Annotated in this window: 14 protein-coding genes; 6 read left to right on the top strand and 8 right to left on the bottom strand. The window is 59.9% G+C overall.

The genetic code is table 11. The features are described 5' to 3' along the window. The first annotated feature begins 30 nt into the window (after positions 1–30). Both ACIOYV_RS15595 and ACIOYV_RS15590 read left to right on the top strand, forming a co-directional pair. Positions 31–426: a hypothetical protein gene (locus ACIOYV_RS15595; RefSeq protein ID WP_401324830.1), complete on the top strand. Its 396-nt coding sequence runs from the start codon at positions 31–33 to the stop codon at positions 424–426. A gap of 165 nt (positions 427–591) precedes the next feature. Next, complete coding sequence (locus ACIOYV_RS15590; RefSeq protein WP_401324827.1) at positions 592–1509, top strand: alpha/beta fold hydrolase; 918 nt, start codon at positions 592–594, stop codon at positions 1507–1509. Here the strand turns inward: ACIOYV_RS15590 and ACIOYV_RS15585 are convergent. Beyond that, positions 1463–2461 (bottom strand): GlxA family transcriptional regulator, encoded by a 999-nt coding sequence (locus ACIOYV_RS15585; RefSeq protein ID WP_401324824.1) that lies wholly within the window; start codon positions 2459–2461, stop codon positions 1463–1465. The two genes, ACIOYV_RS15590 and ACIOYV_RS15585, sit on opposite strands and share 47 nt — an antisense overlap. Positions 2462–2552: 91 nt before the next feature. Between ACIOYV_RS15585 and inhA the strand changes: the two genes are divergently transcribed. Then, the gene (inhA, locus tag ACIOYV_RS15580; RefSeq protein WP_401324821.1) at positions 2553–3239 is read left to right on the top strand and encodes an isonitrile hydratase; all 687 of its coding nucleotides are present in this window, start codon (positions 2553–2555) and stop codon (positions 3237–3239) included. 901 nt (positions 3240–4140) lie between these two features. On the opposite strand, the gene ACIOYV_RS15575 is transcribed toward inhA, so the two are convergent. Together ACIOYV_RS15575 and ACIOYV_RS15570 are read right to left on the bottom strand one after the other, a co-directional pair. Further along, a complete protein-coding gene (locus ACIOYV_RS15575; RefSeq protein WP_401324819.1) occupies positions 4141–4941 on the bottom strand; it encodes an aminoglycoside phosphotransferase family protein in 801 nt (266 codons plus the stop codon). Beyond that, a complete protein-coding gene (locus ACIOYV_RS15570) occupies positions 4942–5430 on the bottom strand; it encodes an SRPBCC family protein (RefSeq protein ID WP_054617365.1) in 489 nt (162 codons plus the stop codon). It abuts the gene before it with no gap. A gap of 165 nt (positions 5431–5595) precedes the next feature. Between ACIOYV_RS15570 and ACIOYV_RS15565 the strand changes: the two genes are divergently transcribed. Beyond that, complete coding sequence (locus ACIOYV_RS15565; protein ID WP_401324817.1) at positions 5596–5994, top strand: GFA family protein; 399 nt, start codon at positions 5596–5598, stop codon at positions 5992–5994. A 183-nt stretch (positions 5995–6177) separates the two neighbouring features. Further along, entirely contained in the window at positions 6178–6579 is a 402-nt protein-coding gene (locus tag ACIOYV_RS15560) for a lysozyme inhibitor LprI family protein (RefSeq protein ID WP_401324815.1), read from the top strand. Between the two features lie 122 nt (positions 6580–6701). On the opposite strand, the gene peaD is transcribed toward ACIOYV_RS15560, so the two are convergent. From peaD to ACIOYV_RS15535, 5 genes are all read right to left on the bottom strand, one after another. Next, positions 6702–7820 (bottom strand): quinohemoprotein amine dehydrogenase subunit beta, encoded by a 1119-nt coding sequence (peaD, locus tag ACIOYV_RS15555; RefSeq protein WP_401324813.1) that lies wholly within the window; start codon positions 7818–7820, stop codon positions 6702–6704. Between the two features lie 24 nt (positions 7821–7844). Continuing rightward, complete coding sequence (gene qhpC / locus ACIOYV_RS15550) at positions 7845–8168, bottom strand: quinohemoprotein amine dehydrogenase subunit gamma (RefSeq protein ID WP_054053439.1); 324 nt, start codon at positions 8166–8168, stop codon at positions 7845–7847. A gap of 1 nt (position 8169) precedes the next feature. Then, a complete protein-coding gene (gene peaB, locus ACIOYV_RS15545; protein ID WP_163913374.1) occupies positions 8170–9600 on the bottom strand; it encodes a quinohemoprotein amine dehydrogenase maturation protein in 1431 nt (476 codons plus the stop codon). Positions 9601–9681: 81 nt separating this feature from the next. Then, positions 9682–11262 (bottom strand): quinohemoprotein amine dehydrogenase subunit alpha, encoded by a 1581-nt coding sequence (gene peaA, locus ACIOYV_RS15540; RefSeq protein ID WP_401324811.1) that lies wholly within the window; start codon positions 11260–11262, stop codon positions 9682–9684. 342 nt (positions 11263–11604) lie between these two features. Continuing rightward, positions 11605–11859 carry a DUF1652 domain-containing protein gene (locus ACIOYV_RS15535; RefSeq protein WP_054053445.1) on the bottom strand — a complete coding sequence of 85 codons (255 nt, stop codon included), beginning with the start codon at positions 11857–11859 and terminating at the stop codon, positions 11605–11607. 274 nt (positions 11860–12133) lie between these two features. Here ACIOYV_RS15535 and ACIOYV_RS15530 point away from each other — a divergent pair, with 274 nt between their 5' ends. Next, the gene (locus tag ACIOYV_RS15530; RefSeq protein ID WP_401324809.1) at positions 12134–13624 is read left to right on the top strand and encodes an aldehyde dehydrogenase family protein; all 1491 of its coding nucleotides are present in this window, start codon (positions 12134–12136) and stop codon (positions 13622–13624) included. The last annotated feature ends 77 nt before the right edge of the window (positions 13625–13701 follow it).

Here is a 13701-nt window from a genome sequence, read left to right as displayed (position 1 = left end):
TCCAACAAAACCCGAATTCAAGGATCCAGAATGACCCAGCGCATCCACCGCACCATCGACGCCCCACTGCGCTCCGGCCTGAACCGGGATGCACTGTGGGAAGCCCACGACAAGGGCCTGATCAAATGCTGGGAAATCGGCCGCCAACGCGCCACCCGATTCCCCGACCTCGCCCAACAGTGCCTCGCCGACGAACTGCCGGTGCTGGGCTGGAAAGGTGGCGTGAGCCGCAGCCTGAAAAAACTCGAAAAGTACGGATCCCTCAAATACCTGGCGCAATGGCAGGGATTGCGCGGGGAAGATCTGGATATTGATTTGGCGGTGGAGCGGGCGTTGACCTGTTCGCGAACGAAGATGGTGGTGACGTTTACGCCGGATCGGACGAAGTATTTTAATCAGGTGGCGGAAGTTGAGGCCTCGGACTGACATAGATCCTGTGGCGAGGGAGCTTGCTCCCGCTGGAGCGCGAAGCGGTCCCTTCAGCCTACGCGACTGCTGCGCAGCCGAGCGGGAGCAAGCCCCCTCGCCACAGGTTTAGCGCTCGGCTTCAATTTCCAGTGTTATCGAATGCTAATGCTCAGGAGTTCTCTCGTGACCCAGCCACCTGTCATTCACGCTGTTGAAACCCCAGCCCTGAAAATCGCCTACGAACAACACGGCCCCACCACCGGCGCGCCAGTCATCCTGCTCCACGGCTTCCCCTACTCCCCCCGCGCCTACGACGAAATCGCCCCGGCCCTCGCTGCACAAGGCTATCGCGTCATCGTCCCGTATCTGCGTGGTTACGGCCCGACCTGTTTCAACAGCCCCGATACCCTGCGCTCCGGCCAGCAAGCCGCGCTCGCCCAGGATCTGCTGGACCTGATGGATGCTCTCGCCATTCCACAAGCCACGCTCTGCGGTTATGACTGGGGCGGTCGGGCGGCGTGCATTGTGGCGGCGTTGTGGCCGGAGCGGGTTCGCGGCCTGGTCACCGGTGATGGCTACAACTTGCAGAACATTCCGGGCTCGATCCAGCCGTTGGACCCGGAAACCGAGCATCGCCTCTGGTATCAGTATTATTTCCACACCCCGCGCGGTGTTGAAGGCTTGACGCAAAATCGCCGAGAGCTGTGCGAATTGCTCTGGCTCCTGTGGTCGCCGACCTGGGCCAGGAATGCCGAGCGTTATCCCCTGAGTGCGCCGGCCTTCGATAACCCGGATTTTGTCGAGGTGGTGATTCACTCGTATCGGCATCGGTTCATGTATGTGGCGGGCGATCCTGCGCTGGAATGGATGGAAGAAGCCCTGGCTAAACAACCACCGATCAGCGTGCCGACGATTTCCCTGTGCGGTGCAGACGATGGCGTGGGGCCGGCGCCGGAAGCCGACGAAGACGTCGAGCATTTCACTGGCCGTTACGAGCGCCGTGTGCTGGCAGGCGTCGGGCATAACATTCCCGAAGAGGCGCCGGAAGCGACGATTAAGGCACTGCTGGATCTACTGAAAGCGGATCTACTGCAAGGCTGACGCTGAAGCGTTCGCGATAGGCTTGCGGCGTCACTCCAATGGCCCGCAGGAAGCTGCGGCGCAGGGTTTCTTCGCTGCCAAAACCGCATTGCACCGCGACCCGCTTTATCGGTACGCCGGTGTCGCTGAGCAGCCGCCGCGCGGTTTCGACCCGGATCAGTTCGATGGCCCGGGCCGGGGTCTGGCCGGTGTCGGTGCGGTAGTGGCGGATGAAGCTGCGTTCGCTCATGCCGGCTTGCAGGGCCAGGGTCGAGACGCCAAGGTCCTTGGTGAGGTTTTCGCTGATCCAGGCATGAAGTTCGTCGAAACGGTTGCCTTCCTGTTGCAGGGACAAGGTCACGCTAAACTGAGATTGGCCGCCCGGACGTTTGAGAAACACCACCAATTGCCGGGCGACGTCTAATGCCATGGCACGACCGAGGTCTTCTTCGACCATGGCCAGCGCCAGGTCGATGCCAGCGGTGACGCCCGCCGAGGTCCACACCGGGCCGTCATTGATGAAGATCGGGTTGGGCTCGACGTGCAGGCGCGGATGCTTTTGCGCCAACTCCTCACAACGGGTCCAGTGGGTTACTACGCGCCGACCGTCGAGCCAGCCGCTGGCCGCCAGCAGAAATGCGCCGGTGCAAACTGAAGAAACGCGGCGACAACCGGTTGCGTGTTCGCGCACCCACTCCACCAGCTGCGCGTCTTCGGCCGCCGAGTAAACGCCCCAACCGCCAGCGATGATCAACGTATCGCTGGGGTCCGGGGGCAATGGCTCGGCTAACAACGCCAGGCCCGCCGACGACATCACCGCCCCGCCACCGCTGGCAATCACCGACGGCGCATAGGGCGCGGGTAAACCCTGTTGCCGGGCAATGTCGTTGGCCGAGGCAAACACCTGCAACGGCCCGGTGACGTCGAGCACCTGGACGTTGGCAAACGCGAGCACATGAATGGATTTCGGCATGATTGGCGTAATTCGTGGGGTTATTGGCGGATACGCCAGATCCTACGAGCCTACAGTGAAGCCGTCCACCCCACCCAGGAGAATAAACGCCATGACGTTGCAGATCGGTTTTCTGTTGTTTCCACAGGTTCAACAACTGGACCTGACCGGCCCTTATGACGTGTTGGCCTCGCTGCCGGACGTGCAGGTGCATCTGATCTGGAAGGACCTGGTGCCGGTCACCGCCAGCACCGGCTTGGTGTTGAAACCGACCACCACCTTCGAAGACTGCCCGGCGCTGGATGTGATTTGCATCCCGGGTGGCGCCGGTGTCGGGCCGTTGATGGAAGATGAGCAAACCCTGGCCTTCATCAAGGCTCAAGCGGCCAATGCGCGCTATGTCACTTCGGTGTGCACCGGTGCGCTGGTGCTCGGTGCGGCGGGTCTGCTCCAGGGCAAACGCGCCACCACTCACTGGGCTTATCACGATTTGCTCGGCACATTGGGCGCGATCCCGGTGAAAGACCGGGTGGTGCGCGACGGCAATCTGTTTACCGGTGGCGGGATAACGGCGGGCATCGACTTCGCCCTGACCTTGGCCGCCGAGCTGTTCGGCAAGGACACCGCGCAAGTGGTGCAGCTGCAGCTCGAATATGCGCCAGCTCCACCGTTCCAGGCCGGCAGCCCTGAAACCGCGCCGCAGAGCATTGTGGAAGAGGCGCAACGGCGGGCGGCGCCGTCGTATGTACAGCGCAAGCTGATCACTGAGCGGGCGGCGGCCAGGTTGAACCTTCAGTAATGATCGTGGCGGCGAGGGTTAATGCCCTTGCCGCCACGGGCTTTCGGAAAAACTTTTCCATCGCCCATAAAAAAACCCGCCGAAGCGGGTTTCTCAAGACCATTGCGACATCCTGTCGGCAGCCATCCTGGCTAATGGTCGATCATCCGTGATCCTGAGCACTTCCTGTGCTTCAGTTGATGGATCCAGAATATGCGCATCGCCGAAGCATAAATAGACGACATACCCGCGAGCGCGTGTAAGCGATTGACCATCCGTGATCAGAATCGGTGCTCAATTCCTGTGGGAGCGAGCTTGCTCGCGATGGCGGCGGGTCATCCAATATCTATTTTGAATGTGACGGCCTCATCGCGAGCAAGCTCGCTCCCACAGGGAATCTGAGTTCGGCGCGGTATTGGCGTATGGCAACGATCGAAGGTGGGAGCGGGCTTGCTCGCGAAGACGGCGGCACATCCAACATTGATGTCACTGACAGACCGCATTCGCGATCAGGCTCGCTCCCACAGGGGTTCTGAGTTCGGCGCGGTATTGGTGAATGGCTGGGATCAATTGTGGGAGCGAGCCTGCTCGCGATGGCGGCGGATCAGCCAACATCTATTTTGAATGTGATGGCCTCATCGCGAGCAAGCTCGCTCCCACAAGGGATATGGACTTGATGCGGGACAGCCCACTTTCCGAAAGGCAAAAAAAACCCGCCGAAGCGGGTTTTTCCAAGACCATGTCGACTCCCTGTCGGCAGCGAATCCTTGCTTATGGTCGATCATCCGTGATCCTGAGCACTTCCTGTGCTTCAGTTGATGAGGCTAGATTACGCTTCGGATCCAATGTGCAATAGACGACATAGCTACTACCGCGTGTAAGACATTCGCTATACCACCCCTTCCGAAAACCCTTAGATGCCTCAGGCATCCAGCATGGAAGCCGCGAGTTTAGCGACTTGCAGCTGCCCTTCCGCCGCCAGGGCTGCGTCATCCTCCAGAAACCAGGCCGCCGACAATCCGGCAAACGCCAGCACCCATTGCAGCAAGCGCTGGCGATCAAGCCCTGCCGCTTTGGCCACAATCTTGATTTGTCGCGCAAAGCGCAGCGGGTCGGTCGCCGTGGGCAGTTCAGGGTTGCAAATCAGGTTGGCGTAATCGAAACCGCGCTCGCCGATCACCCGCTTGGGGTCGATGGCCAGCCAGCCTCGCGGGCCTAAATCGAGGATATTGTCGTGGTGGATGTCGCCATGCAGAACGACCACGTCTTGTGGCGTCGCCAGCAAAGCTTCTGCAGTCGCCAGACTGAGGGAGTAGAGGCCGCCGTGTTGCGCGGCTGCCAGGTGCAACGAGGTGAACCATTGCGCCAACGGCACCAGCGGCGGCAAGGGCGAAAGGCGCGGTGCATGTAAGCGCGCCACCGCTGCACACATAATCTGGCTGGCTTCATCGTCCTGGCCGTTGAGCGCCATGTTCATCAGTGAACGCCGGCCCATGGCCCGTTCCATCAACAAGCCGTCGCCGTGATGGGCAAACACCTGGGCGGCGCCCTCGCCGTCCCACCAGGTCATCAGCAGATTGCCGAACTTCTCCTCGGCGTCCACCGCCACCTTCAACATCGCCGGCACTTCGCCCATCCGTACCGGCAGCAAACGACTGCCGGGCGTGATGATCGGCTCGCCGTCGGGCACCAGCGCCCAGCGCTTCAACCAGGGTTCAAACATTCACTCGCCCTGATGTTCGCGGGCCTTTTCGCTGACTTTCAGAAACTCTTCGATATTGCTCATCTGCTCATCCCAGCCACGACTGTCCATGCGGAACGCCTTGAGCCGGCGGGATTGGGGAATGTGATCGAAACCGGACTCGACAACCGTCAACAACGTGCCTTCGTCCATGTCCTGGAGTTCGAATTTCACCAGGGTGGTCGGCTCTTGGGAATAATCCACGTCCGGCTCCACGGCATACGGGTGCCAGCGAAATGAAAACACCCGCTCCGGCTCGACCCGCTCCACCAGCACATTCCACAGCAAGTGCTCATAACCGGGGTAAGTGATCTGCCCCTGGGTCCACTCACCCGCAACAAAGCGCTTGCCCTCAAGCGCCACGCCAAACCACTGGCCAAACGCCTCGGCATTGGCCAACACGCGCCAGACATGCGAACGCGGCGCCTTGAGCAAAATCTTTCTTTCGATGCGATCTGATGCTGGATTCATAAGTCACCTCCTGTACTGAACAGTAGGCCTGTAAGACCACAAGACCAACCCTAAAGTTGTATCAAGCCAGTGCGACTATCAACATAGTCTGAAATATTAGGCTGTATTTAGGACCTTCGGTTCTGGATTAAGGACGAGAGTTGGCTAGCCCCACTGGAGAACACTATGAATAGCCTGCGCGGAAGCTGCCTGTGCAAAACCATCGAGTACCAGCTCGACAGCCTCGACATGCCGATCAGTCATTGTCATTGCCAGACCTGCCGCAAGGCCCACGCTGCGGCGTTCGCCTCGACCGCCGGGGTGATGCGCGAGCATTTTCGCTGGACCAAGGGGCAGGATCGGTTGGGCAGTTATGAATCGTCGCCGGGCAAGCTGCGGCATTTCTGTTCGGTATGTGGCTCGCAGTTGATGGCGGAGCGCTTGGCTCAGCCGCATGTGATTGTGCGGGTGGCGACGCTGGATGATGATCCGGGGTTGAGGCCGCAGGCGCATATCTGGACGGCGCATGATGTGCCTTGGCTTGAATATGAATCGAATGAAAAGTGTCTGGAGTGGCAGACATAGATTTATCAGGCCACAAAAATCCCTGTGGGAGCGGGCTTGCTCGCGAAGAGGGAGTGTCAGTCGACATTGATGTTGCCTGACACACCGCTTTCGCGAGCAAGCCCGCTCCCACAGGAATAGTGGTGAGTCGCAGATTCGCTACACTGCCCCCTAACATTTCCAATGTCATCGTGAGAATCCCTTATGCCCCCTCGCTTTCTCCTGGCGCTGATGCCGCTGCTCTTCACCAACGTCGCGCTTGCCGTGGACTGTGACAATGCCACTAACCAGGGCGATATGAATCAGTGCGCCGCCCAGCAATTCAAAGCGGCGGATAAAGAGCTAAATGCGCTTTATCAGCAGATCACTCAGCGGTTGAAAGACAGTCCCGATACCAAAAAACTGTTGGTCAGCGCGCAGCGGAGTTGGGTGGCGTTTCGGGATGCGGAGTGCAAGTTCTCCGCTTCCGGGGTGGACGGTGGCAGTGTGTATCCGCTGATCTACAGCAACTGCACCACCGGGCTGACCAAGGCGCGGGTCGAGGCGTTCAAGACTTACTTGAAGTGCGAGGAAGGTGATTTGAGTTGTCCGGTGCCTGGGGCTTGATGCTGCGGTGTCAGTGAGGGCCTCTTCGCGGGCGAGCCTCGCTCCTACAGGGGTTTGCGTCGATCACAAATCCCTTGTAGGAGCGAGGCTTGCCCGCGAAGGCGTCCGGTCAGGCGCTGCCGTTACCGAACAAATATCTGCGCCGTGGTGATCGCCATATCCCCACCTGGCAACTTGATATTCCCAATCTGCTTCATGCTCTCCGGATCAAAGATCGCCACGTCATTGAACGTCCCCGCCAGATAGATCTTGCTGCCGTCCTTGTTGAAGGAAATGCAGTAGTAAGAGTGATCCAGCGTTGCTGCCTGGAGCATTTTCTTCTGCTTGATGTCGTACTTGGCCAAGCGGTTGAGCACGCCGAACATCAGGTTCGGGTCCTTGGGCGAGCGCATGCCGCTGAAGTAGATCTCCGTCAACGGGCCGAAATCGGTGGTTTCGGTCTTGCCGGTTTTCAGGTCGATGCTGAACAGCCCGTAGAGGTACTCGGCGGTCAATGGGTCCTGCTTCTTGTCCTTGAATTTCGCCGCCGTGTAGAGCAGCGAGAAGTCGTGCCGATAGGTCTGCTGGTTCCACACATACAGCACGTCCGGAGCGCTGTAGTTCTCGCGTTTCCAGTGACGGCTGGGGATCAACACGGAGAACTTGCCGGTCTTCACATCCACCTTGTAGACGTCCGCGCCCGCCACATACAGCGTGCCATCGTCGCCACTTTGCATGATGGTCAGTTGCCGTGGCGCAGGGAAACTGCGCACCGGTTTGGCATCCATGCCGGCGTCGGTTGGATAGACGTCGAGCCGTGGCTGTTGCACTTCATAGCGATCATTGAGCATCAAAGTCGGGTTGGCGATGGCGAACAATTCCTTGCCGTCATGGCTCAGGGTGAAGGCGAACATCGACTTGGCTTTCTCCCCCGGCTTCTGGGTGATGCTGGCGTGGAACACCTGCTTGCAGCTGTCCAGTTCGACGCCGTAGATGTCCGCGTAATGATTGTTCAGCACATACGCAGTCTTGCGATCCGGCGACAGCTGCACGGTGCCCGGGCCGAAGGCGTCCGGCATCTTGCAGGTCTTGAACAAGGTGTCGCTGGCCAGGTCGATCACGTGCAGGTTGTTCGGGTAATTGGTGGTCAACATGTACTCGTGACCGTCTTGCAACGCGGTGTTTTCATCGGCCAGAACGTTGAGCGAACAAGCACCCAGGACGGCGAATGCGGCCAGGCCGCAGGCTTTGATACGAAGCATGCTGGAATCCTTCTCTCTGTCCGATTATTTGTCTTTTGGAAAGACAGTCCCGAGGTTGCGCCAGTTGTCGTTGGAGGCCTGCGCGTCCTTGTTCCAGTCCGGGTAGGTGCTCATCATGTCGGGCACCTGGGCCGGCCACCAGCAAGGGTCGGAGCAGCCGTAAAGGTCCGCTTCCATCGGTTGGCACAACGACGACACACCGCCAAACGCGTCGATTTCCCAGCCCGGGTCAGTGGTCGAGGCGCAGCCGGCAACGGAGCTCATCGCCACCACTTCTTCGATGCGGTTTTCCTCCGCGGCCTTGTCCATTTTCAGCGCTTTGTTATTGATTGCCTTGAGATGTTTCATATCAGTGAGCCTTGCGCGGAGTGATGTAGCTGCTGATAAACGCAGGGTTGTGGGCCATGATCCGGGTGTAGACCTCGATGCCGAAGTCGACCCAGTCACGCATCAGTTCGCAGTAGTGATAGGTCGGGTGGGTCGGGTCGCCGTAACGGGCATAGCTTTCGTGATAGCAGCCGCCGGAGCACAGGTTGCGGATCTGACAGTCCTCGCAACCGGTGTTGGTGCGGTCCAGGCGTTGGGACAGGAAGTCGTTCAATTCGACTTGCTTAACGCCGCTGTGGACGTTGCCAAACGTCGGCAGTGACGAACCGGTAAAGCGGTGGCAAAGGTTAAGCTCACCCTTGTGATCCACCGCCAGCATCTTCAGGCCCGCGCCGCACGGCAGGGCTTTTTTGTGGCCTTCGTGGATGTCGGTGATCAACTGGTGCAGGTTGGAAAAACCGATGTTGCGATGTTCCAGCGCCGCTTCCAGATATCGTCGACCGAGCTTCTTCATGTTGGCGAAGACTTCGATCAACTCGTCGCTGGACAGGTTGAAAGTGCTGATATCGCCCGACGTCACCGGGGCAAAACCGACTTCGGCAAACCCCAGTTCGTTGAACAAGTGATCCCAGATGGTTTCCACGTCGGTGACGCCCGTGGTCAGGGTCACCCGAGCGCCCACCGGACGGCTGTTGTAGCGCGACAGCAGCATCTCGGCCTTGCGCCGCACCACGTCATACGTACCCTGCCCGCCGACGGTAATGCGGTTGCGGTCGTGCACGGTTTTCGGCCCGTCGATACTCACCGACAGCCCGAAACGGTGGGCGTTGAGGTAGTCCACGGTGTCTTCGGTGAGCAGCGTCGCGTTGGTGGTCATGACGAACTCGACGAACTTGCCCGCCTCGGCAAACCGTTTTTCGCAATAGTCGACCATGTACTCGATCAGCTTGCGATTGCTCAGCGGCTCGCCACCGAAAAACACCACGGTGAAACGCTCTTCATCCGGGGATTCGCGCAGCAACATTTCTACCGAAGCGACCGCCGTTTCGATGTCCATTTTCTTGCCCGCCGACGGCTTGTCGAGGTCTTCCTTGTAGCAGTAGGTGCAACTCAGGTTGCAACCGGTGTTGACGTTGAGCACCACGGTGTTGATCGCGGTGCGCTCGACGCGTTTGGTGCCGATGTCCGGGGTCAGGGGCGAGCCGTCGCTGACCAGTTCCAGGGCCATCAGCTCGCGCAGGGTTTCGGTTATTTCTTCACCGTTAAAACGCGCGGCCAAGCGCTGGATCAGGTCGTCCGAAGAACAACCAGGACCGCGCAAGGTGTCAATGATGGTGCCCGTCAGTTCATCGCTGGCGAACAGCGAACTGCTGGGAATGTGAAACAGCATGCGGTCGGCATCGACGTGCACTTCGTGCAGATTCCGTTCGACCAGATTCAAAATAGCGCCCATTGCAACCTCCTGTGCAAACCCCGCTTGGCGGGGCCTGCGATCATTCCGAAAAGTGTCTGAAACCGTGAGAAATCAGCCAACTCATGGAATAGGTGGATTGTTCCAGCGTTGCACGGTGACGATCATGTGGCCCTCGCCGGTCAGGGATTTTCCTGCGTCGTCGACGGCGGCAATCACTTTGAGGTTGCCGGCATTGTTGGTAGACATTTTGCGTTGCGGGTTCGGCCCGGCATCGCCTGGGGTGAACACGCCGCTGTCGGCCTGCATGGTGCCGGCGAACTTGACGTCTTCGTCTTCCTTGGCGCGGTCGTCGAAGGCTTCGACCTTCCACTGCGCCGGGAACACGCCGATGCGATACGGCTTGCCATCGGCGCCCTTGCCCCAGGCTTCGGCGTCGAAACGGCCCTGGATTTTCGGCGTCGAACCACCGCCCTCGCCGATCCGCGCCACGGAGAATTCCGGCACGACTTTGACCGAAGCGATTTTGCTGTAGACCGAAAGAGTCGGGCCTTTCAGCGTGCCGACAGTGACGTTGCGCAGACCCGGTTGGGCGTTCGCCGCCGCCTTGAGTTTGACCCTGATCCGCTCAGGGCTTTGCTCGACAACGGAGACCACTTCCACACCTTTGCCGAAGTTCGGTTTACCGGTGAGACCGCTGCCGACCAACGTCACTTCGGTTTCAATACCCGCCTTCAGGTAACCCGGCTGCACCGCCAGCAAACGACTGCTGCCCTGCTTCGCCGCAATAAAATCCAGACCTCGCTCATCGTGCTCAGCCTCGAACATCCGGCCTTGCATCGCATTGCCTTGGGCGGCGAATACCTGACGCATGGTCACGCCATCAATCGTCACGTTGCCGCGCCATTCGTAGCCGCTGTAGAGAATCGCGCTGCCGTCGCCATTGAACGGGCTGCCATCGGCGTATTGGCCTTTGACGCTGACCTTGAAGGTGTCGCTGCCATCGGCGGTGACGCTCATCACCCCGGCCAATTCACCTTTGCCCGGCAAGTGACCGCTGAAGCTCCAGTCGCCGACCAGCGCATCGCTTTTCGGCGCAGTGCTCAGCCATTTTTTCCAGGCCGGGTTGTCCAGCGGATAACGCTTGGCCAACAGCGGCACCATGTCTTTGCGGGCGATATCGAACCAGTCGCGATCCCGGGACAGGGCTTGGTATTCGAGGGACGGCCATTGGCCGAGGTGGAAGTTGACCAGGCGTTCCCATTCTTGAGCGGGACGGCGTTGCAGGGCGACCCGCGCACCGGAGTGGCAGCGGCCGCACATCTGGCTGGTCTGGTCGTCGAATTTTTCGACGGTGTTCAGGCGACGTTCCAGCGCATAACGCACGCCATCGGTTTCGCTCGGCGCCAGGCCTTGGGTGTCGGCCAGGTATTTGACCAGGGTGCGGCGGTCGTCATCGCTGATCTGCAAACCGTGCATGGTCTGCATCCGCGCGATGCTCATCAGCCAGCCTTCCGGGGTCTTGCGCTGGTGGCTGATGCGGCTCAGGGCATTATCGGCCTCGGGGGTGTGACAGCCCTGGCAGGTTTCCTTGAGGATGGTCTGGGCGTCGCGGGCTGCCAGGCTGTAAGGCGAATGCAGCGCCACACAAGCGGCCACGGCCAGCAGACTGGCGCTCAGGCCTGATCGGAGTCTTCTCTTCATCAACGTCGAACCTCGCACGGTGCTTTCTTATTGTTGTGGCTTATCGTTTTTATGGTTTCTGCCGCCGGCGGCGCACCGCTGACGGAGGCAAGAGAAACGTCTGCGATGAGCAATACACGGAGCGTGCCAGCTTACCGATATCCTTTTTTATCAAGTAGTTGCGTGAAGAAGAAGGCCCGAAGCCCGGTCTGGACGCGATCACCTGCGTCTAATATCGCGACAGCTGTTGCAGTCTGAGACAAGCGTAGCTGCCTCGATGCAATCGCTGGGGTTGTGCGGAAAATAGCGGTCTTGGTGTTCGGCGACATGCCGCCCCGGCCTGAGGGGCGGCATGTCGTCTGTTCAGATGTAAAAGGTGGGGTGAACGCCTTTGTGAACCTCGATTTCCTGCCGCATGTCCGCCACCAGCGAGGCGATGGCGTGGGGACTGTCCAGCGTCCAGAGGGGGACGTGGGTCGCCACCATGTCGACTTTGCCGGTCATGCAATCGCAGACCCGAATCGTCAGGGACTGGTCGGCCTCCATGTTGCAGGTGCAAACCGACGGCAGAAAGCTGCGTTCAATGATGTTTTGAATTTCCAGGGTTGAAAGGAACATCGTGACCTCCCTTACGCCAGGTGAGTGGCCGGGCGAAGGCTCCCTCGTTTCGCCCGTCGAGCCTGAAAATTCTAGTCCTCAAAAGTCAGTGTCTCAAGGGCGCAACACGGCTGCTCGTCGTCTCAGCGCCTGTCGCAATTTGCGAAAAAATCCCGAGCGGCGTCATCTTCAACATCCAGTGAAACCCCGCCGATAAAGGCCCATCCGGCCCTCCCCGATACTTGGCACAGCCATTGCGAAAGCCCTGATCTCACGAACAACAAGAGATCTCGCCATGTCCCTTCCTTATCTGCTTCCCGCCACGTCGGCATTCATCCAGCGCGCGCCGCGCATGTTGATCGGCGGTGACTGGGTCGAGGCCTCCGACGGCCAGACCATGCCCCTGCACAACCCGGCCACCGGTGAAGTGCTGTGCGTGGTGCCGCGCGCCACGCCCGAGGACATGGACCGCGCCGTGCTCGCGGCGCGTCGGGCCTTCGACGATTCGCCCTGGACCCGCACCCGCCCGCGTGAACGGCAAAACCTGCTGTGGAAACTCGCCGACCTGATGGAACGCGACGCCGAGCTGCTGGCGCAACTGGAATGCCTGAACAATGGTAAAAGCGCGGCGGTGGCCCAGGTGATGGACGTGCAACTGTCCATCGATTTTCTGCGCTACATGGCCGGTTGGGCGACCAAGATTGAAGGCTCCAGCGTCGAGGTGTCGTTGCCGCTGATGCCCAATGATCAATTCCACAGCTTTATCCGTCGCGAAGCGGTGGGCGTGGTCGGCGCCATCGTTGCCTGGAACTTCCCGCTGCTTCTGGCTTGCTGGAAACTTGGCCCCGCCCTGGCCACCGGTTGCACCGTGGTGCTCAAACCCGCCGACGAAACCCCGCTGAGCGCGCTGAAACTGGCGGAACTGGTGCTGGAAGCCGGGTATCCCGAAGGCGTGTTCAACGTGGTCACCGGCACCGGCATCACGGCGGGTTCGGCGCTGACTCACAACCCGTTGGTCGATAAGCTGACCTTCACCGGCTCGACCGCCGTGGGTAAGCAGATCGGCAAAATCGCCATGGAATCCATGACCCGGGTGACCCTGGAGCTGGGCGGCAAATCGCCGACCATCGTCATGGGCGATGCTGATTTGAAGTCCGCCGCAGCCGGTGCCGCCAGTGCGATTTTCTTCAACCAGGGCCAGGTCTGCTGCGCCGGTTCGCGGCTGTATGTGCAGCGCAAGCACTTCGACAATGTAGTGGCGGACATCGCCAGCATCGCCAACGCCATGAAACTCGGCAACGGCATGGACCCGACGGTCGAGATGGGGCCATTGATCTCCAAGCGTCAGCAGGAGCGGGTCTACGGCTACATCGAACAGGGCCGGGAAAGCGGCGCGACCATTGCGTGCGGTGGCGAGCAGTTCGGGCCGGGGTTCTTCGTCAAACCGACGGTGATAGTCGATGTCGATCAGAAGCATTCATTGGTGCAGGAAGAGATTTTCGGCCCGGTGCTGGTGGCGATTCCGTTTGATGACGAGGCCGATGCGTTGCGCATGGCCAATGACAGTCCTTATGGGCTGGGGGCGAGCATTTGGTCGAATGATCTGGCGGCGGTGCACCGGATGATTCCGCGGATCAAGTCGGGGTCGGTGTGGGTCAATTGCCACAGTGCGCTGGACCCGGCGCTGCCGTTTGGTGGGTACAAAATGTCCGGGGTTGGACGCGAGATGGGGTATGCGGCGATTGAGCATTACACCGAGTTGAAGTCGGTGTTGATCAAGTTGTAATTAGCGGCGCTCTTGAGGCCGCCTTCGCGGGCAAGCCTCGCTCCTACAGGGAATCGCGTTCCCCTGTGGGAGCGGGC

The sequence above is a fragment of the Pseudomonas sp. NPDC087342 genome, from assembly GCF_044744265.1.
In the GTDB taxonomy this organism is placed as follows: Bacteria; Pseudomonadota; Gammaproteobacteria; order Pseudomonadales; family Pseudomonadaceae; genus Aquipseudomonas; species Aquipseudomonas nunensis.
This window is presented reverse-complemented; position numbering and strand designations above follow the sequence as displayed.

What these genes read in the sequence shown, in the direction of transcription:
- ACIOYV_RS15595 (WP_401324830.1), top strand. Translation starts at nt 31, where the DNA reads ATGACCCAGCGCATCCACCGCACCATCGACGCCCCACTGCGCTCCGGC.
- ACIOYV_RS15585 (WP_401324824.1), bottom strand. Translation starts at nt 2,461, where the DNA reads ATGCCGAAATCCATTCATGTGCTCGCGTTTGCCAACGTCCAGGTGCTC.
- inhA (WP_401324821.1), top strand. Translation starts at nt 2,553, where the DNA reads ATGACGTTGCAGATCGGTTTTCTGTTGTTTCCACAGGTTCAACAACTG.
- ACIOYV_RS15575 (WP_401324819.1), bottom strand. Translation starts at nt 4,941, where the DNA reads ATGTTTGAACCCTGGTTGAAGCGCTGGGCGCTGGTGCCCGACGGCGAG.
- ACIOYV_RS15570 (WP_054617365.1), bottom strand. Translation starts at nt 5,430, where the DNA reads ATGAATCCAGCATCAGATCGCATCGAAAGAAAGATTTTGCTCAAGGCG.
- ACIOYV_RS15565 (WP_401324817.1), top strand. Translation starts at nt 5,596, where the DNA reads ATGAATAGCCTGCGCGGAAGCTGCCTGTGCAAAACCATCGAGTACCAG.
- ACIOYV_RS15560 (WP_401324815.1), top strand. Translation starts at nt 6,178, where the DNA reads ATGCCCCCTCGCTTTCTCCTGGCGCTGATGCCGCTGCTCTTCACCAAC.
- peaD (WP_401324813.1), bottom strand. Translation starts at nt 7,820, where the DNA reads ATGCTTCGTATCAAAGCCTGCGGCCTGGCCGCATTCGCCGTCCTGGGT.
- qhpC (WP_054053439.1), bottom strand. Translation starts at nt 8,168, where the DNA reads ATGAAACATCTCAAGGCAATCAATAACAAAGCGCTGAAAATGGACAAG.
- peaB (WP_163913374.1), bottom strand. Translation starts at nt 9,600, where the DNA reads ATGGGCGCTATTTTGAATCTGGTCGAACGGAATCTGCACGAAGTGCAC.
- peaA (WP_401324811.1), bottom strand. Translation starts at nt 11,262, where the DNA reads ATGAAGAGAAGACTCCGATCAGGCCTGAGCGCCAGTCTGCTGGCCGTG.
- ACIOYV_RS15535 (WP_054053445.1), bottom strand. Translation starts at nt 11,859, where the DNA reads ATGTTCCTTTCAACCCTGGAAATTCAAAACATCATTGAACGCAGCTTT.
- ACIOYV_RS15530 (WP_401324809.1), top strand. Translation starts at nt 12,134, where the DNA reads ATGTCCCTTCCTTATCTGCTTCCCGCCACGTCGGCATTCATCCAGCGC.